This is a genomic window from Mesorhizobium sp. PUT5 (genome assembly GCF_052216645.1).
Taxonomy (GTDB): domain Bacteria; phylum Pseudomonadota; class Alphaproteobacteria; order Rhizobiales; family Rhizobiaceae; genus Mesorhizobium.
On record NZ_JBQOSO010000003.1, the window covers coordinates 3,766,229 to 3,784,056 of the forward strand.

At 69.2% G+C, this 17,828-nt stretch carries 14 protein-coding genes; 6 read left to right on the plus strand and 8 right to left on the minus strand.

Features of this window, described 5'->3' with window-relative positions:
- Positions 1-224 precede the first annotated feature (224 nt).
- Positions 225-1,295: a LacI family transcriptional regulator gene (locus ACTDI4_RS19975; protein WP_442842812.1), complete on the plus strand. Its 1,071-nt coding sequence runs from the start codon at positions 225-227 to the stop codon at positions 1,293-1,295.
- Positions 1,296-1,354: 59 nt separating this feature from the next.
- Positions 1,355-1,630, plus strand: coding sequence for a hypothetical protein (locus tag ACTDI4_RS19980; RefSeq protein ID WP_442842813.1), 276 nt, complete (start codon positions 1,355-1,357; stop codon positions 1,628-1,630).
- A 7-nt stretch (positions 1,631-1,637) separates the two neighbouring features.
- Here the strand turns inward: ACTDI4_RS19980 and gndA are convergent, their stop codons facing one another.
- The 6 genes from gndA to ACTDI4_RS20010 all read right to left on the minus strand — a co-directional run bounded on the left by gndA (position 1,638) and on the right by ACTDI4_RS20010 (position 8,087).
- Positions 1,638-3,056 (minus strand): NADP-dependent phosphogluconate dehydrogenase, encoded by a 1,419-nt coding sequence (gene gndA / locus ACTDI4_RS19985; protein ID WP_442842814.1) that lies wholly within the window; start codon positions 3,054-3,056, stop codon positions 1,638-1,640.
- Positions 3,057-3,144: 88 nt separating this feature from the next.
- A complete protein-coding gene (locus ACTDI4_RS19990; RefSeq protein WP_442843411.1) occupies positions 3,145-4,776 on the minus strand; it encodes a copper resistance CopC/CopD family protein in 1,632 nt (543 codons plus the stop codon).
- 297 nt (positions 4,777-5,073) lie between these two features.
- On the minus strand, positions 5,074-5,607 hold the full coding sequence (locus ACTDI4_RS19995) for a YcnI family copper-binding membrane protein (protein WP_442842815.1): 534 nt from the start codon (positions 5,605-5,607) through the stop codon (positions 5,074-5,076).
- Entirely contained in the window at positions 5,597-6,172 is a 576-nt protein-coding gene (locus ACTDI4_RS20000; RefSeq protein ID WP_442842816.1) for a copper chaperone PCu(A)C, read from the minus strand. Before ACTDI4_RS20000 ends, ACTDI4_RS19995 begins: the two co-directional genes overlap by 11 nt.
- 99 nt (positions 6,173-6,271) lie before the next feature.
- Positions 6,272-6,622 carry a DUF2946 family protein gene (locus ACTDI4_RS20005; RefSeq protein WP_442842817.1) on the minus strand — a complete coding sequence of 117 codons (351 nt, stop codon included), beginning with the start codon at positions 6,620-6,622 and terminating at the stop codon, positions 6,272-6,274.
- A gap of 223 nt (positions 6,623-6,845) precedes the next feature.
- A complete protein-coding gene (locus ACTDI4_RS20010) occupies positions 6,846-8,087 on the minus strand; it encodes a hydantoinase/carbamoylase family amidase (RefSeq protein ID WP_442842818.1) in 1,242 nt (413 codons plus the stop codon).
- A gap of 244 nt (positions 8,088-8,331) precedes the next feature.
- Here ACTDI4_RS20010 and ACTDI4_RS20015 point away from each other — a divergent pair, with 244 nt between their 5' ends.
- The 4 genes from ACTDI4_RS20015 to ACTDI4_RS20030 all read left to right on the plus strand — a co-directional run bounded on the left by ACTDI4_RS20015 (position 8,332) and on the right by ACTDI4_RS20030 (position 14,436).
- Entirely contained in the window at positions 8,332-10,410 is a 2,079-nt protein-coding gene (locus ACTDI4_RS20015; protein WP_442842819.1) for a hydantoinase/oxoprolinase family protein, read from the plus strand.
- Complete coding sequence (locus ACTDI4_RS20020) at positions 10,407-12,206, plus strand: hydantoinase B/oxoprolinase family protein (RefSeq protein WP_442842820.1); 1,800 nt, start codon at positions 10,407-10,409, stop codon at positions 12,204-12,206. Before ACTDI4_RS20015 ends, ACTDI4_RS20020 begins: the two co-directional genes overlap by 4 nt.
- An 86-nt stretch (positions 12,207-12,292) precedes the next feature.
- Positions 12,293-13,264 carry a GntR family transcriptional regulator gene (locus tag ACTDI4_RS20025; protein WP_442842821.1) on the plus strand — a complete coding sequence of 324 codons (972 nt, stop codon included), beginning with the start codon at positions 12,293-12,295 and terminating at the stop codon, positions 13,262-13,264.
- Positions 13,264-14,436, plus strand: coding sequence for an ABC transporter substrate-binding protein (locus ACTDI4_RS20030; RefSeq protein WP_442842822.1), 1,173 nt, complete (start codon positions 13,264-13,266; stop codon positions 14,434-14,436). The genes ACTDI4_RS20025 and ACTDI4_RS20030 overlap by 1 nt, the downstream gene beginning before the upstream one ends.
- Before the next feature lie 6 nt (positions 14,437-14,442).
- Here ACTDI4_RS20030 and ACTDI4_RS20035 read toward each other — a convergent pair whose 3' ends face one another.
- Together ACTDI4_RS20035 and ACTDI4_RS20040 are read right to left on the minus strand one after the other, a co-directional pair.
- The gene (locus ACTDI4_RS20035; protein ID WP_442842823.1) at positions 14,443-15,828 is read right to left on the minus strand and encodes an amidase family protein; all 1,386 of its coding nucleotides are present in this window, start codon (positions 15,826-15,828) and stop codon (positions 14,443-14,445) included.
- A 208-nt stretch (positions 15,829-16,036) separates the two neighbouring features.
- A complete protein-coding gene (locus tag ACTDI4_RS20040) occupies positions 16,037-17,818 on the minus strand; it encodes a hydantoinase B/oxoprolinase family protein (RefSeq protein WP_442842824.1) in 1,782 nt (593 codons plus the stop codon).
- Positions 17,819-17,828: the final 10 nt, after the last annotated feature.

Below are 17,828 nucleotides of genomic sequence, written 5' to 3' on the forward strand. Positions count from 1 at the left end.
TGCAGCGCAGCATCCATCTCGCAGTGCCGCATATCTCACGTGCGTGCCCGCCAGGGCGCCGCGCCCGGCACGGCGTCCTCATGTTCCGGTTTGCTGAAATTCGCACTGTCAATCTGTAACGTTACAGATTATTATTGCCGGCCGTGCCCCGCCCATGCTGCGGGGGCATTCACAGGGCGGTTGCAGCGCGGCCTTGCGGCTGCTATGCGCCCACGGCCGGGATCATGGACAAAGAACACCGCCACGATACAGACGACGACGCGGAGGCAGGCAGGCCGACGCTGAAGACGCTCGCCTTCATGACCGGGCTTGGCGTCACCACCGTCTCTCGCGCGCTCAAGAACGCGCCGGAGATCGGCGCCGAGACCCGCCGCCGCGTGCAACTGGTGGCCAAGCAGATCGGCTACCGGCCGAACCGCGCCGGCGTGCGCCTGCGAACCGGCAAGACCAACGTCATCTCGCTGGTGCTCGACACGGAAGAGCAGATCGGCGGCTTCGTCTCCGACATGATCTACGGCATCTCGGAGGCGCTCGCCGCCACGCCCTACCACCTCATCGTCACGCCCTATTCGCGCAACAACGATCCGCTGGAACCGGTGCGCTATGTGGTGGAGACGGGCTCGGCCGACGGCATCATCGTTTCCCGCACCGAGCCGGACGACAAGCGCGTGCGCTACATGACCGAGCGCGGCTTTCCCTTCGCCACGCACGGCCGCACCGAGATGGGGCTGGAGCACCCCTACCATGACTTCGACAATTTCGCCTTCGCGGCGGAGGCGGTGAGGAAGCTGGCCGCGCTCGGCCGCCGCCGCCTGGCGCTGCTGGCCCCGCCCGCCAATCTCAGCTACTACCATCACATGCGCGACGGCTTCGCCGAGGCGCTGGCCGATTGCGGGCTGACCGAGGTGCCGTTCCCGGCGGCCACGGTCGACCACTCCATAGAGCATATCCGCGCCCGCACGCGCGAGTTGATGCAGCGCAGGCTGCGGCCCGACGGCATCGTCAGCGGCGCGGGTGCCGCCGCCTTCGCGCTGGTGGCCGGCGTGGAGGACGAGGGCCTGCGCATCGGCGACGATCTCGACATCGTCTCCAAGCAGGCCTCGCGCCTGCTGCATTTCCTGCGGCCGCAGCTTCATGTCATCAACGAGGACGTGCGCCTGGCCGGCGCCGAGCTTGCCCGCGCCGTCATCGGCCGCATCGACGGCGCGCCGATCGGCTCGCTGCAGACGCTGAGCCGGCCGGCCGAGGTGGAATCCTGCCCTGCGGCCGCAATACCGGACGCGCCGGCGCGATAATGTGTCAGGATCGGCTTGCGCGTCCGCGCGTTATGGGCGGACAGATGGGAGCCAGAGCCATGAATGTCGCCAACTTGCAACTGGAAGGCCTGCTGATGGCCGTCGCCGCGGTGAACCGCCTGCTGGTTCACAAGGGCGTGGTATCGGCGCAGGAGATAGACGCCGCGCTCAAGGAGGCGGAAGCGAGCGAGTGCCGGTCGGACGACATACCGCCGGCGAACCGCGAGGCCATCGTCTTCCCGATCAGGCTGCTGCGGCTTGCCAACCAGCAACCGCCGGCAGCCGAGCTGCCGTCGTTTCCGGCGCTGACGCGCACGGTCGGCCAGATGAGATGAAGCCCTCCTACTGCCCGCCGCCCCACGGCCCGTGATGCGCGCCGGGGGCGTCGATGCGCTCGAAGCCGTGCGCGCCGAAGAAGTCGCGCTGCGCCTGGATCAGGTTGGATGTACCGCGCCCCTGCCGGTAGGCGTCGAAATAGGCGAGCGCGGAGGACAGCGCCGGCACCGGCAGGCCGGCTTCCGCCGCCAGCGCCACGATGCGCCGCAGCGAGGGATGCGCGGCCTTCATCATCTCCACGAATGCCGGCGCCATCAGCAGATTGGCGGCCGCACCGCCCTTGCCGAAGGCTTCGGCCATCTGGTCCAGCATCTGCGAGCGGATGATGCAGCCGGCGCGCCAGATCCTGGCGATGGTGGGCAGAGGCAGGTTCCAGGAAAATTCCTTCGAGGCGCCGGCCATCACGGCAAAGCCTTGCGCATAGGCCGCGATCTTGCCGGCGAGCAGCGCCAACTCCAGGTCCTTGAGCAACGCCTCGCGCGGCTCGGAAATCCGCCCCCCACCCGCGCCATAGACCTTCTCGGCGGCCAGCCGCTCGTCCTTCATGGAGGAAAGCACGCGCGCGGCCACCGCCGCCTCGATCGCGGTTGCCGGAATGCCGAGCTGCTGCGCCTCGATCACCGACCATTTGCCGGTGCCCTTCTGGCCGGCGCGGTCGAGGATGATGTCCACCACCGGCCGGCCGGTCTGCGGATCGTCGGCGGCCAGCACCTTGGCGGTGATCTCGATCAGATAGGAGGCGAGCCGGCCCTCATTCCAGCCGGCGAACACCGGCGCGATCTGTTTCGGCCCCATGCCGAGCCCGTCGCGCAGCATGCCGTAGATCTCGGCGATCATCTGCATGTCGGCATATTCGATGCCGTTGTGGATGGTCTTGACGAAATGCCCGGCGCCGTCGGGGCCCAGCCAGGCCGCGCAGGGCTCGCCCTTGAACTTGGCGGAGATGGCGGTGAGCACGCCCTCCACCCGCCGCCAGGATTCTTCCGTGCCGCCCACCATGATGGAGGGTCCGTGGCGCGCGCCCTCCTCGCCGCCCGACACGCCCATGCCGATGAAGGTGAGGCCGGAGCCTTCCAGTTCCTTGAAGCGGCGGACGGTGTCGTGGAAATTGGCGTTACCGGCGTCGATGACGATGTCGTCGGCGGAAAGCACGTCGCGCAGAGCGGCGATCTGCTCGTCCACCGGCTTGCCCGCCACCACCATGATGATGACCGGGCGCGGCGGCCGGATCGCCTCCGCCAGCTCGGCCAGGCTGTGGCAGGGCACGATGCGGTCGGCGAGCGCGCCGGCTTCGGCCTTGAAGGCATCCGCGCGTGAGACCGTGCGGTTGAAGACGGCGATGCGATGGCCCTTCTCGGCGATGTTGAGCGCGAGGTTGGAGCCCATCGTGCCGAGGCCGATCAGGCCGATTTCGGCTTTTTCCATTTTCCTGTCCCTTTTCGCCATGCCGCCGGACCGGGATGTTTGATCCCCGAAGCCGGCTTCGTCAACCGCGCGCGAAGCGCATCGCGGCCTATCGCGGCCTGATGTCGATGGGGCCCTCGATCTGCACCATGTCGAAATCCGAGACGAGGATGTCGAGCCGCGCCGTCCAGCGGCCGGGCACGGGGATGACCAGGTCGTCCACCCGCCATGTGCCGTCGCCGGGCATGCGCGCCGGCCGCTTCAGCGGCCCGATGCCGGACTCCGGCTTGGACAGCACCAGGGTAACCTCCTTGGCCGGCAGCGGGCCGAAATCGCCGGTCATGACCACGATGGAGACCGAGACCGGGCCGGCATGGCCGGGCGTGACCGACAAATCCGCCATCGCCTTCAGCGTGTGGATATGGGTGGTGGCCGGCTGCGCCGCGGCGATCGCCAGCGCGCGCGGCGGCGGCGTGAAGCGCCAGCCGGCCACGACGCCGAAGACGGCCAGCACCAGCACCAGTTCCGCCCCGATCGCGCGCACCAGCCGGGCGCGCGCCGCCCGCTCGCCGGCCTCGACCGGCCGGGTGAGCCGCCAGCGGTTCAGGGCGGCAAGGGCAAACAGCACGGCAAGCAAAGCGAGCTTGGCGAGCAGCAGGCGGCCATAGGCGGTGCCGACCAGCGCGGCCGGCGCCTGCACCTGGATGACGGCGAGCACGACGCCGGCAAGCACGAGCACGCCGACCACGGGCAGGATTGCCGCCGAGAAGCGCATGAGCATGGATTTGGCTTCGACCCCGCGCCGCAGCAGCGCCAGCCCCAGCGGCATCAGCGCGCCGGTCCAGAAGGCGATGCCGGCGCTGTGCAGGAACACCATCGGCCGCGTCAGCCATTGCGGCTCGGCGGCGCTGGCATGGCCGCTGGCGGCCAGTGCCGCGCCGACGCCGGCAAGGGCCAGAAGCGAAAGCGGCCTCCCGGTGAGCTTTCGCGGCAGCGCCAGCGAGGCGAGGCCGAGGACAAGCGAGACCACCGCGATCAGCACCGTCCAGCCATAGGTGGTGCCGGCGCCCGTGCGCCAGACCGCGGGCTTGGCGAAATGCGACAGCGGCGCGCCGAGCGCGTCCAGCCCCTGCAGGCCGAGCGCGACAGGGGCGGCTGCGAGCCCCAGCAGCATGATCCAGCCGGCAAAGCGGGCGCCGTCGCGCTTGCCATCCTCCAGCCAGGCGACGGCGAAGGCGCCGCCGATGCCGAGGAACAGGCCGGCATAGAGGGCGATGCGAACCAGCCAGATGGCCCCGCGCAGCCACCAGTCGACCGCCTCGGTCGCGGCCGGCGCCGCGCTCGGCGCGCCGATCGAGAACAGGATCGAGCCGCCGACAGGGTGGCCGTCGGCCGAGATCACCCGCCAGCTCAGCACATGCGTGCCGAGGCCGCCGCCGGGCTCCGGCGGTGCGTCGATCACCACCGTCTGCCCGTCGAGGCGGAAGGTTGAAAGCGCCACCGGCCTGCCGTCCGGCCGCACCAGCGTCAGCACCAGCGGCGAGACCGGCTCGCTGAAGGTCAGCGAAAATTGCTTCGGGCTTTCGGCCACAACGGCGCCGTCCGCCGGCTCGGTGGCCACCAGCGCGGCATGGGCGAAGGCCGCGCCCGGCAGGCCGAAGGCCAGAGCCAGGGCGAGGAAAAGCAGGACGGCGCGGAGCCGCAGGCGGAGATCCCGTATCTGCGGAGGTTCAGGCAGGATGCTTGAGGTGAGGCGGCCGACCTCGCACCCCCGCCCCTCACCCCTCCCCACAAGGGGGAGGGGAAGGCTCGCGCGCTTCGCGCAATCAACGAGGTTTCGGAGGCGAGTGGCCCCGCTGCAAGGTCCCCCTCCCCCTTGTGGGGAGGGGTAAGGGGTGGGGGTAGATCCGCTCGCGGCCTCACCCGGCCTTGCCAGGCAAGCAGGCCGCGCCGGCCGACTTTTTCCCGTATGCTGCTCCATCGCCCGCGCCCCGGAAAAGGCGGCGCGGCGGCCGGAACCGCCGCGCCGCGCCGTCCCCTATTTCTTCGGCAGCAGCTTGAGGCCTGGCGCCGGGAATTCGAGGTCGTCCGCGTCCTGCCCGGCCGCCGGTATGGCGATCCAGCGGTCGGCGGCGCCGCCCTCGCACTCCTGCACGACGGGGAAGTACATCATCTCCCCGGCCGGCAGGTCCGCGGCGAGCTGGCCGCGCAGCACGAACTCGTCGTAGAATTCGTCCGGCAGGTTGCCGCCGCTCCAGTCCACTTCCTGCACGCCTTCGGCGACATCCTCGCCCCACAGCTTGTAGGACTTGGCATACTTTCCCTTGACCGTCTTCAGCTCCCAGCCGGGCTTGGGCATCGGTTTCACCGCGATCATGCCTTCCGGAATCTTCACCCGGACGGCGGTGGTCGCCTTGCCCTCGCAGCCATGCGGCACCCTGAGCACGGCCTTGTAGGTCGAGCCGACGGGCGCCTCCTGCGTCTCCAGCGTGACATGGGCGAGTGCCGGCGCGCTGCCGCAAATGACGATGGCGGCTGCCGCCAGGCCCGATTTCAATCCTCTATTCAGCATGGTCGTGATCCATTTCCTGGCCGTGGTCCATCTTCATGCCGCCGGCGGCGTCCATCGCCTCCACGGCGAACTCGACCTTCACGGTGCCGGCCTTCTCGAAGGTCAGCGTGGCCGGGAACTTTTCGCCCTGCTTGGGCAGTTCCTTCAGCCCCATGAACATCAGGTGATAGCTTCCGGGCTTCAGCTCGACCGAGCCGCCGGCCGGGATCTCCAGCCCGCCCTCGACCGGACGCATGGTCATGACGCCGTCCTTGACCGCCATTTCGTGCAGTTCGGCCTTGGCCGAGATGTCGGAGGCGACGGACAGCAGCCTGTCCGGCGAGGCACCGTGATTGGTGACCGTGAGATAGCCGCCGGCCACGGTGGCGCCGGCCGGCACCACGCGCGACCAGGGATGGCCGATTTCGAGATCGCCCGCCTTGAATTCGTGCGCCATGGCGGCATGGGCGCCCGCGAACAGAAGGGCGAGGACGAAGACGGCGATGCCGAGCCGCTCCTCCAGCGAGCGGAACAGCGGGGATGCGCGACCAAAAATGCGCGCGGGAAAAGAGTGCGGATTGTACATGGGTGCTCCATGAAGAGGGGGTCGCGCCGCAGGGCGGCCGCGAACGATTTGACGATTGGATGATGACGGCCCGCGAAGGTTCCGGGACCGGGGAAAGCCTCAGGCCGCGGCCGGGGGCGCGCGCGGGTTGACCGGGGTGCGCACGCGCACGACCGGCGCGGCGTCGGACCGTGGCAGGACCTGCGCCACCGGTTCGTACCGGACCACATGGACGAGGCTTTCGGCCGCCGGCGGCGCGCCATGGGCGAAGGAGGAGAGGCTGCAGCCGAACAGGCAGCAATCGTGCCGGTGCTGGGGGTCGCCGGCCGGACGCTCGGCGGCGCCCTCATGCGTGCAGATGACGTTGCCGAAGGCATCGAGTTGGCCCGTGCCCGGCCCCGCGCCGAACGCGAAGGCGCCGAGCGCCGATTGCAGCACGAGCAGATAGGCGACGGCGAGGATCGCCGGCATGCTCCATCTTGCGCGCGGACCGCTCAACCTCGTTCTCCCCCGATTTCTCCGGCCACACCTATCACAGCGCGAACCGGGCAGGAACCGGCAAAACCGCCGCAGCCGGCGCGCTTGCCGCACCGCTTCTAGCACGGACAGGGACGAACAGTTTGATCTGCCGCACATTGCGCGCCCGAAAGCCTCGCCGATGCGCGGCTTCCGGGATGCGGAGGGCCTGCGGCGTCTAATAGGCCAGCTTGTGAAGGGCCGACGCCAGCACCCTGATCCCGGCCACGATGTCCTCGATGGTGGAAAACTCTTCCGGCGTGTGGCTGCGGCCGTCCTTGCTGCGCACGAAGATCATGGCGAAATCGGCGATCTCGGCCATCTGCTGCGAATCATGGCCGGCTCCGCTCGCCATGGTCAGGGTGGGAATGTCCAGTTCCCCGGCCGCGCCCTTGAGCAGGGCGACGAGATGCGGGGCGCTGAGCTTGGGCTCGTGGTTGAACAGCACCCGGCTTTCCAGGCCCAGGCCGCGGCGCTGCGCCACCTCGCGCATCAGCGCATCATGGGTGGCATACAGGTGCCGGCGCTTGTCCGGGTCCGGATGCCGGGCGTCGATGGTGAAGGTGACCGACTGGGGAATGACCGCTCCGGCGTTGGGCGCCACGGTGCAGCGGCCGATGGTGGTGACCGCCGGACGGCCCATGCGGTGCGCCGTGTCGACCAGGCCGGACGCGATCTCGGCGAAGCCCGCCATGGGATCGTTGCGCAGATCCATCGGAAAGGCGCCGGCATGGTTCTGCACCCCGGTGAGGCACACTTCGGTGTGGCGCATGCCGGTGATGGCCTCCACGATCGCGACGGGAAGGCCCGCCGCCTCGAGGATCGGACCCTGCTCGATATGCAGTTCGATGAAGGCCGCGATGTCGTCTCGCACCGCCTCGCCGATCCTGCCCGGATCGAGCCCGACCTGGCGCATGGCGTCGGCGATGCGCACGCCGTCGAAATCGGCGACCGTGTCGACGTCCTGCGGGCGGGTGCGGCCGGTGATGGCGCTGGACCCCCAGAAATTCGCGGTGGGAAAGCGGCTGCCCTCCTCCTCGCACAGCGAGACGACCTCCAGCGTGCGCTTCGGCTGGCCAAAGCGCTCCCGCAGCGCCTTGACTGCGACGAAGGCGGCCAGAATGCCCAGCGCGCCGTCGTAGCGGCCGCCGGGCCGCTGGGTGTCGACATGCGAGCCCGACACGATCGACTTGCCGCCTTCCGAGCCCGGCAGCCGGCCCCACAGATTGCCGACGGCGTCCTGCCTCACGGCGAGCCCGGCGCCCTCGAACCAGCGGGCCAGAAGCGCGTTGGCCTCGACCCATTCGGGCGAATAGACCGTCCTCCACACGCCGGTGCCGCTATGCGCGCCGATGGCGCCCAGTTCCAGGATCAGCCTTTCGACCTGCGAGCCGTCTATGTCCAGCGCGGAAACCGCCATGTCCCGTCCCTCCCGAGCACTGCCCCAGACCCGTTTGGTCGGGAGCCAGTTTTTGCAACTATGTATACATAATTCACATAACACAACGGCAATTTTCCGCTTGTCCCGATGCCGAGACTTGTATCGAAGCATATGTGCTCATGCAGATCCGTCTTTTCGGCTTCATACAGGCTTGCCAAGCTATATGAATTATGGATTCATAGTCCGATATGTTTCGGATCTGTCGAGCGGGAGGAAGTGGCGGATGAAGACGATCGGCGTCGATGTCGGGGGCACGTTCACCGACCTCGTCTACTGCGACCTGGCCACCGGGGCGCTGGCCATCCACAAGGTGCCGACCACGCCGCACGATCCTGCCGAAGGGGTCCTGACCGGCATCCGGGAACTGTGCGCGGACAACGGCGTCGACCCGGCCGAGATCGCCCATGTGTTCCACGGCACCACAACCGCCACCAACGCAGTGCTGGAAGACAAGGGCGCGCGCGCCGGTTTCATCACCAACGAAGGCTTCCGCGACATCGTCCATATCGGCCGCCACCAGCGCGTCGAGCACTATTCCATCATGCAGCAATTGCCGTGGCAGAGCCGCCCGCTGGTGAAGCGGCGCTTCCGCAAGACGGTTGCCGGCCGGCTGGTGCCGCCCACCGGGGCGGAGCTGGTGCCGCTCGACGAGGAGGCGGTGCGGCGCGCGGCGCTGGAGCTGAAGGAGGAGGGCGTCGAATCCATCGCCATCTGCTTCCTGTTCTCCTACCTGAACCCCGCGCACGAGCTGCGCGCCGCGGAGATCGTCAGGCAGGTTCTGCCGGACGTCTTCGTCACCACCTCCTCCTTCGTGTCGCCGCAGTTCCGCGAGTTTGAGCGCTTCACCACCGCGGCGCTGGCGGCGGCGATCGGCCCCAAGGTCGATCGCTACATCGCGCATCTGGACGCCGCCCTGCGCGACAGCGGCATCGGCGGCGACCTCAGGATCATGGCGTCCAATGGCGGCGTCGCCACGCCCAAGATGGTGACCGAGAAGCCGACGCTGACGCTCCTGTCCGGCCTTGCGGCCGGCGTGCTCGGCGGCGCCTGGATCGGCGAGCAGGTGGGCCGCGACCACCTCATCACCTTCGACATCGGCGGCACCAGCGCCGACATCGGCCTGGTGGTCGACGGCAGGCTGGCCGAAACCGATTCGCGCTCCACCTCCATCGCCGGCTTCCCGCTGCTGATGCCGATGCTCGACATCCACACCATCGGCGCCGGCGGCGGCTCCATCGCCCATGTCGACCGCGGCGGCGCCTTCCGCGTCGGCCCGCAGAGCGCGGGCGCGGCTCCCGGCCCGGCCGCCTACGGCCGCGGCGGCGGGCTGCCGACCGTGACCGATGCCAATCTCGTGCTCGGCCGCCTCGACCCGCACGATTTCCTCGGCGGCGGCATGAAGCTCGATGTCGAGGCCGCCCGCGCCGTGATCGGCAGGCTGGCCGGGGAGTTGGACCTGCCGCTGAACGAGGCGGCCGAAGGCGTGCTCACCATCATCAACTCGAACATGGCCAACGCCATCCGCTCCCGCACCGTGCAGAAGGGCATCGACCCCCGCGGCTTCGCGCTGGTCGCCTTCGGCGGCGCCGGCCCCCTGCACGGCGCGGAAGTGGCGGCCATGCTGGGCATCCCGGAGGTCATCGTGCCGCCCTATCCCGGCATCAACTCGGCCATGGGGCTTCTGACCACCGACCTCAAATACGACGTCATCCGCACGCAGTTCCAGCATTCCGGCGCGGTCGACCTCGCCCGCCTGAACGCCGACCTCGACGCCATGGAAGCCGGGCTTGCCGCGCAGTTCGAGGCCGACCGCATCCCCACGGAGGAGGTCTCGTTCGCCCGCGTCGGCGACCTGCGCTATGTCGGCCAGGGCTACGAACTGAAGGTGCCGCTGCCGGCCGGCGAGATTTCCGAGAGCGACCTCGAAGAGGTGTGGGCAAGCTTCCACAGGGCGCACAAGGCCGAATACGGCCACGCCTTCGAAAAGAGCGGCATCGAGATCGTCAACGTGCGGGTGAGCGGCATCGGCCACATCGCCAAGATCCCGGCGCTGCGCGCGCCTGCCGGCGGCTCGCTGGCCGAGGCGCGCCTGCGCACCGGCACCTGCCTGTTCCGCGTGGCGGGCGAGCTGAGGAGCTTCGAGACGCCGGTCTACCAGCGCTCGCTGCTGCCGCCCGGCGAACCGTTCCAGGGGCCGTGCATCATCCTGCAGAAGGACAGCACGACCGTGGTGCCGCCCCATGCCACGGCCGAGGTCCACCCCTCGGGAAGCATCATCATGACGCTGGGAGACGCCCAATGACCGGACATGCCGACACCGCCGCCGCCGCACCGCAGGCTTCCGCCCGCATCGATCCGGTGACCGCCGCCGTCATCCACGGCGCGCTGGAGAACATCGCCATCGAGATGGGCCACAAGCTCATGCGCATGAGCTATTCCTCCATCATCCGCGAATCGGAGGACTTCGGCGCGGCGCTGACCGATGCCGAGGGGCGCCAGCTCTGCGAATGCAAGATGTCGACGCCGCTGCAGTCCGGCCCCATTCCCGGCTACATCCGCGGCATATTGAAGACGCTGCAGGCCCGGGGCGACGAACTGAAGCCCGGCGACGTCATCATGCACAACGACCCCTATGGCGGCGCCAGCCACGGGCCCGACGTGGCCTTCTGCGTGCCGGTCTTCCTCGACGGCGCGCTGATCGGCTTTTCCGCCACCACCGCCCACCATCTCGACATCGGCGCCCTCACCCCCGGCAGTTGCGGCATCGTCGATGCCGTCGACACCTATGCCGAAGGCCTCCAGTTCAAGGCCATCAAGGTGTTCAGCGAGGGGCGCCGTAACGATGCGGTCTGGCACTTGCTGCGCGACAACATCCGCGCCGCGCCGCTGGTGGTCGGCGACATGGAAGCGCAGATCAAGGCGGCCGAGATCGGCGCCGACCGCTATCTGGCGCTGGTGCGCCAGTACGGCCTTGCCACCGTCAACGCCGCCTACGAACATCTGATGGACTATTCCGAGCGCCTGATGCGCGACGCGATCCGGGCGCTGCCCGACGGCGACTACACCGCCACCACCCATATAGACGGCTATCTGGACGACCCCGACCCGGCGCGCCGCGACCTGCCGATCGTGGCCACGGTGAAGGTCCGCGGCGACCGGCTGATCGTGGACCTGACCGGCACCGCCGCCCAGCTCCCCGACAAGCCCATCAACATGCCGCTCGAAGGCACCGTGGACTGTGCCGTCTGGCTCACCGTGCGCTCGATCCTGCTCGACAGCACCATCTACGGCAACATACCGCAGAATTCGGGCCTCACCCGGCCGATCGAGATCGTCGCCCCGAAGGGCACGCTCGCCAATCCCACCTTCCCCGCGCCGGTGATCGCGCGCTTCTGCCCCGGCAACCAGCTTGCCGACACGGTGATGAAGGCGCTTGCCCAGGCGGTGCCGGGGCAGGTTTCGGCCGGCATCGGCAATTTGCGCGTCGTGGCCTTCTCCGGGCTGAACGAGGGCAACCACTGGGTGCACATGGAGATCATGGAAGGCAGCTATGGCGGCCGGCCCGGGCTTGACGGCATGGACGCCGTCGACACGCTCTATGCCAACACCCGCAACAACCCCATCGAGGACATCGAATCGCACCTGCCGCTGCGCGTCGACCGCTACGAGCTGCGCAGCGACGCGGCCGCCGCCGGGCAATGGCGCGGCGGCATCGGCGCCGTGCGCGAGTTCACCTTCCTGGCCGATGGCGGCTTCTCGGTCGAGGGCGACGGCCACAAATACCGCCCCTGGGGCTTCCGCGGCGGCGAGGACGGCCACACCGCCGCCCTGCGGCTGCGGGGCAGGAACGGCCGGGAGAGCGAGCTTGTCTCCAAGGTGCCGTATCACAAGGTCACGGCCGGCGAGACGCTCGTCTCCCACGGTCCGGGCGGCGGCGGCTATGGCGATCCGCTGATGCGCGACCCGCAGGCGGTGCTGGACGACGTGCTGGAAGGCTTCATCAGCGCCGAGACGGCGCGCGCCGCCTACGGGGTGGTGATGAAGGCCAAGGCCCTCGACCTTGCCGCCACCCGGGCCGAGCGGGCCGGCAGGACCTGAATGGGCGCAGGCCCGGCAGGTTGACCGCAGGCGGCGGCCGGGCGATGGAGGGCGCGATATCCGGGCAAAGCAAGGGCGGCGGTTCCTTGACGGCGAACAGACCCTATTACGAGATCGTTCGCGACGTGCTGGCGGCGAACATCGAGGCCGGCCGCCTGCCGGCGGGCACGCGGCTGTTCACCGCCGCCGTGGCCGACCGGCTCGGCGTCAGCCGCCCGCCGGTGAAGCGCGCGCTCGTCCTGCTCGAGGAACTGGGGCTCGTGCGCCATACGCCCGACCAGGGCTATGTCGTCGGCGATGCCGAGCCGGCGCGGCGCAACCTGCACCTGCTCGACCTCGATCTTTCCGGCGGGCTCGCCGGCGCAGCCGTCCAGCCAAGCTGGGAGCGCATCTTCGAGACCGTCGAGGCCGATACGCTGAACTGCATCCCCTTCGGCATCTACCAGATTTCCGAGACCGCGCTCGGCGACCATTTTGCCGTCAGCCGCACCGTCGTGCGCGAGGTGCTGTCGCGGCTGGACGGGCGCGGCCTCGTCGCCAAGGACCGCACCTCGCACTGGATCGCCGGGCCGCTGAGCGCGCGCATGCTGGACGACGCGCACCAGATGCGCCGCCTGCTGGAGCCGGAAGCGCTCGCGGCCGCCCAGCCGGGGCTGGACAGGGCCGTGCTGCGCGACATGCAGGCGCGCGTCGATACCCTGCTGGGCGTGGCCTCGGCCGTCTCCCAGCCCCGGATCGACGAGGTGGAGGCGGACCTCCACGGGCGCTGCATCGGCCAGGTGCGCAACCGCCGGCTTGTCGAGACGGTCCGGCTGTGCCAGCTCTCGCTGGTGGTGAACAGGCTGTTCGGCACCTATATCGGCCTGCACGACAAGGCCGACATGCTGCGCGAGCACCGGCTGGTGCTGGAGCATCTGGACCTCGGGGACGCAAGGGGCGCCGCCGCGGCCCTGCTGCATCATCTCGACATGGACCACATGCGCGCAAGGGAGCGCCTGAAGGTGCTGTCGGTCTTCACCGAGCCGGAGGTGGCGCACTATCTGGTCAGGATCCATTGATGGCCCGCGCACGCAGCAGGAGGCCGGGAAAGCTGCGCGTGATCGGGCGCACGGAATTCCTGCCCGAGCCCATCCGCGCCCGCGCGCGCCGCGACCTCGGCTTCGACATAGAGTTCGAGCTGAGCGACGGCATCGACGGCCTGAAGCGCGCCGTCACCCGGCCCGACACGTTCGACGTCTATCACCAATGGCACACGATCGATCTGATCTGGACGGCCCGCGCCATCCAGGACATCGACCTGGCCAGGATCGACGGCGGCGCCGAGATCAGGGCGAAGGCGCTTTCCGGCCCCGGCAGCCGTGCCATTGCCACGGTCTTCGGCAAGCTGTTCCTGCAGCCGGACGGCAAGCTCGGCAGCACACCGTCGGACCGCGTGTCGATGCTGCCCGTGCTGCACGGGGTCGATGCCTTCGGCTATCTGCCTTCCGTGCGCGCGGAGCTGGAACCGGGCCAGCCCGAAAGCTGGGCCTGGCTGCTCGACCGCCGCTGGCAGGGGCGCATCGCCATCATGGGCGACCCGGTGCTGGGCATGATCGAGGCCGCCCTTGCCACGGAGGCCTCGCAGGGCGCGGCCTTCGGCGACATCGGCAATCTCACCATCGAGGAGATCGACGCCGTCGTCGACCTTTTGCTGCACAAGAAGAAGACCGGCCATTTCAAGGGCATCTGGCGCAACTACGAGGAAGCGGCCAGGCTGATGCAGCGCGGCGGGGTCGTGGTGCAAAGCATGTTCTCCCCCGCCCAGACCATGTTGAGGCGGCTCGGCGTTCCGGTGGCGGTGGCGGCGCCCGTGGAAGGAAGCCGCGGCTGGCATGCGGACCTGTGCATCTCGGCGCACACGCAGGGCGACATGCTGGACGCCGCCTACGACTACCTGAACTGGTGGCACGGCGGCTGGGCCGGCGCCTGCCTGACCAGGCAGGGCTACTATGCGACGTTTCCCGAGCGCACGCGCGCCCATCTCAGCCCCGAGGAATGGGCCTACTGGTATGAAGGCCAGCCGGCCGAAGCGGTTCTGGCCGACCCCTTCGGCCTGCCCTGCGCCTGGCCGGGCGACCGCCGCGACGGCGGGTCGCACCGGGAGCGGCTGTCCATGGTGCGCGTGTGGAACACCTTCATGGACGAGCACACCTACCTGACGCGCCGCTGGAACGAGTTCCTCGACGGGTAGCGGCCTCTACGCCGTCGCCCCCGCCTCGGCCAGGACGCGCTCGATTTCCAGCCCGTGCGAAAGCAGGCGCTCGTCCTGGCCGCGCATCGCCGAAAAGAGGATGCTGGTCGGCATACCGTTTTCGTTGCGCCCGCTCGGCATGGCCAGGCCGCACATGCCGAGGATGTTGCCGATCACCACGTTGCGGAGCGCGAACAGATTGACGCGGTGGAAGGTCGCGTCGTCGGCCTCCAGCGGCGCGATGGCCGGCGCGGTGATCGGCGTCGTCGGCATCGCCAGCAGCGCGCCGCCGCCCAGCATTTCGCCAATCTCGGCCTCCAGCGCGATGCGGCCGCGCTGGATGGCGATCACGGCATCGGCCGACATGGCACGCCCGTCCATGATGCGCTTGACCACGCGCCGGTCCATAAGCGCGACGTCGTCGCTTTCGACCAGGCCGCGGTGCTCGTGATAAGCCTCGGCGGCCGTCAGCGTGCCCCAGGCCGCGGTGAGCGCATGCGCGCCGACCACCGCCGGAACGGAGCGGCGCACGACGGTGGCGCCCGCCGCCTCCAGCGCGGCGAGCGCCCGGTCGAAATTGGCGGCGACTGCCGGCTCCAGATCGTCGAGCACCACGTCGGTCGGCACCACGATCCTCAGCGCGCCGAGATCGCCGCGGCGCGCCTCGACGCTGACGGCGCCCCGAAGCGCCATGTCGATCAGGGCGCAGTCGGCCACGGAGCGCGCCAGCGGCCCGACCGTGTCGAGGGTGTGGGACAGGGGAAACACGCCGGCCTTCTCGATGCGCCGCTCGCTGGTCTTGAAGCCCACCACGCCGTTGAAGGACGCCGGCACGCGGATGGAGCCGCCGGTGTCGGTGCCGATGCCGCAGGGCACCAGGCGTGCCGCCACCGCCACGCCGGTGCCGGACGACGAGCCGCCGGGCGCGCGCGCGACCGCGGCGTCGTTGGGATTGCGCGGCGTGCCGAAATGCGGGTTGAGGCCGAGCCCGGAATAGGCGAATTCCGACATGTTGAGCTTGCCGAGGCAGACCATGCCGGCCGCCGCGACATTGGCCACGCAGGGCGCGTCGCGATCCTTGGGCGCGCTGTCGCGCAGGAGCGCCGACGCCGCCGTGGTGCGCGTGCCGGCGACATCGCAATTGTCCTTCCAGGCGAGCGGCACCCCGTCCAGCGGGGAGAGCGGCCGGCCCTGCCTGAACCGCTTCCACGACCTTTCCGCCTCCGCCCGCGCCCGGTCCCCGGAAACGGAGATGAAGACGTTGTCGTGGCCGCCCGTGCTTATCCGCTCCAGCAGGCACTCCGTCACCGCCACCGGGTCGGCCTGCCCGCTGCGATAGGCGAGCGCGATTTCGCCGATCGTTCGGCTTGCAATGTCCTGGATGTCGGCCAACGCCCTCTCCCCCAATGATTTCGCGCCGGCGGCGTGCTCCCGCCGTCTCGGTTTCGTGTTTCCGACGCCCTTCCGGCCGAACGCAGCGGCTCGCCGGCCATGCTTCCGAGGCAGGACGGGCGAGAAGAAATGTTCGTCCGTAGGCGTCCGGTCGGGCCTCTCGGTCGGCCGGCAAGCCGCCGGCCGATGCCGCCCGCCGGCTTTGCGGTCAGCCTCCCGCCACGGCGGCAAGCTCGGTGCGGCGCCTGGCCGTGGCGGCAAGGTCCAGCGCCCAGCCGTAGCCGTCGTCGACCGGCGCGAGCACGACGCCGTAGTCGTCGCGCGCATGGTCGACGGTGATGAACCCGTCGAGCACGTCGTCCAGCACCTTTGCGGGATCGCGCTCGAGCGGATCGCCATAACCGCCGCCAACCGGCGAATAATAGGTGATGACGTCGCCCTCCTCGGTGCGCAGGCCGGAGAACTTGGCCGGCTCGTAGCGAACCTTGCCGGTGTTGACGTTGCGCACCTCCAGCTTGCCGCCATGGCCCGGCTTGCCGCCGAACACGCCCCAGGGCGCGTCCTCGTGGCGGTCGGCCTCGTGGGTCATGAAGCCCGGCGTCAGATAGCGCTGCGACTTGACGACGCCGGCACCGCCGCGGAACTTGCCCGCGCCCGGAGGCACGTCGTCGCGCACCTCGTAGCGGTCGCAGATCAGCGGCAGATGCATGCCCAGGTCCTCCAGCGGATTGTTGCGCGTGTTGCGCATCAATTCCTCCACCGTGTCGGGCCCGTCGGAGAAGGGCCGGCCGCCCATCGAGGCTTCGTTGACCTCCAGGAACACCCAGTAGTCGCCGTCGGGGCGCACGCCCGAATAGGAGGCGAAGGACAGCACCGCCGCGTTGCCCGCGGTTGCCTTTTCCGGGACCACCGGCGCCAGCGCCTTGATGATGAGATCGACGATGCGCTGGATCTGGCTGAAGCGCGCTTCCGCCGCGACCGGCGAGATCGGGTTGAAGATCGTGCCGAGCGGCGCCGTGACCTTGACCGGGCGGAACGAACCCTCGTTCTGGGGAATGTATTCCTCGTGGGTGTAGGTATCGAGCAAAAGCGCGCGGAAGGCGAAGAAGCAGGCCACCTTGGTCGAGCCGTCGAACGGCACGTTGAAGGCGGTCGGCACCTGCGCCGAGGAGCCGGTGAGGTCGACCTCGACATCGTCGCCGCGCACCCTCACCGTCACCTTGAGCGGCAGGGTCGCGCCGCGGTTGCGGCCGTCGTCGTCCATGAAGCCTTCGGCCACATAGTCGCCGTCGGGGATCTTGGCGATCTCCCGGCGCAGCATGTTTTCGGTGTAGTCCATGAGCTGGCGCGTGGCCTGCAGCACGGTGTCCTTGCCATAGGTCTCCATCAGCTCGACGAAGCGCTGCACGCCGAGTTCGGCGGAGGCGATCTGCGCCTCCAGGTCGCCCATCACCAGGCTGGGAACGCGCGTGTTGTCGCGGATGTACTTCCACAGCCACTCGTTGCGCACGCCCGCCTCGTAGAGCTTGAGGCCGTTGAACAGCATACCCTCGGCGAACACGTCGGGAATGTCGATCACCAGGCCCGGCGTGGCCGCGCCGATGTCGACATGGTGCGCCGTGTTGGCGGAAAAGCCGACCAGTTCGCCCTCGAAGAACACCGGCATGACGATGCCGATGTCGGGCGAGTGGCTGGCGCCGAAATAGGGGTGGTTGTGGATCACGCAGTCGCCCGGCTTCCAGCCGTCCTTCGGCACCGACTTCTCGATGCCGCGAAGATAGCCGGGCAGCGAGCCGATATGCATGGGCGTGGAATCGGACTCGCACAGCGTGTTGTAGTCCATGTCGAACAGGCCGGCGCCGAGGTCCTGGCTTTCGCGGATGATCGACGAATAGCTCATGCGGTAGAGCACGTTGCCCATCTGCTCGGCGATGGAATGCAGCGCGCCGCCGATGATCTGGAGCGAGATCGGATCGACTTCCCTCGTCATTGTCCCTCTC

What these genes read in the sequence shown, in the direction of transcription:
- ACTDI4_RS19995 (WP_442842815.1), bottom strand. Translation starts at nt 5,607, where the DNA reads ATGCTGAATAGAGGATTGAAATCGGGCCTGGCGGCAGCCGCCATCGTC.
- ACTDI4_RS19980 (WP_442842813.1), top strand. Translation starts at nt 1,355, where the DNA reads ATGAATGTCGCCAACTTGCAACTGGAAGGCCTGCTGATGGCCGTCGCC.
- ACTDI4_RS20015 (WP_442842819.1), top strand. Translation starts at nt 8,332, where the DNA reads ATGAAGACGATCGGCGTCGATGTCGGGGGCACGTTCACCGACCTCGTC.
- ACTDI4_RS20000 (WP_442842816.1), bottom strand. Translation starts at nt 6,172, where the DNA reads ATGTACAATCCGCACTCTTTTCCCGCGCGCATTTTTGGTCGCGCATCC.
- ACTDI4_RS19975 (WP_442842812.1), top strand. Translation starts at nt 225, where the DNA reads ATGGACAAAGAACACCGCCACGATACAGACGACGACGCGGAGGCAGGC.
- ACTDI4_RS20010 (WP_442842818.1), bottom strand. Translation starts at nt 8,087, where the DNA reads ATGGCGGTTTCCGCGCTGGACATAGACGGCTCGCAGGTCGAAAGGCTG.
- gndA (WP_442842814.1), bottom strand. Translation starts at nt 3,056, where the DNA reads ATGGAAAAAGCCGAAATCGGCCTGATCGGCCTCGGCACGATGGGCTCC.
- ACTDI4_RS20030 (WP_442842822.1), top strand. Translation starts at nt 13,264, where the DNA reads ATGGCCCGCGCACGCAGCAGGAGGCCGGGAAAGCTGCGCGTGATCGGG.
- ACTDI4_RS20005 (WP_442842817.1), bottom strand. Translation starts at nt 6,622, where the DNA reads ATGCCGGCGATCCTCGCCGTCGCCTATCTGCTCGTGCTGCAATCGGCG.
- ACTDI4_RS20040 (WP_442842824.1), bottom strand. Translation starts at nt 17,818, where the DNA reads ATGACGAGGGAAGTCGATCCGATCTCGCTCCAGATCATCGGCGGCGCG.
- ACTDI4_RS20020 (WP_442842820.1), top strand. Translation starts at nt 10,407, where the DNA reads ATGACCGGACATGCCGACACCGCCGCCGCCGCACCGCAGGCTTCCGCC.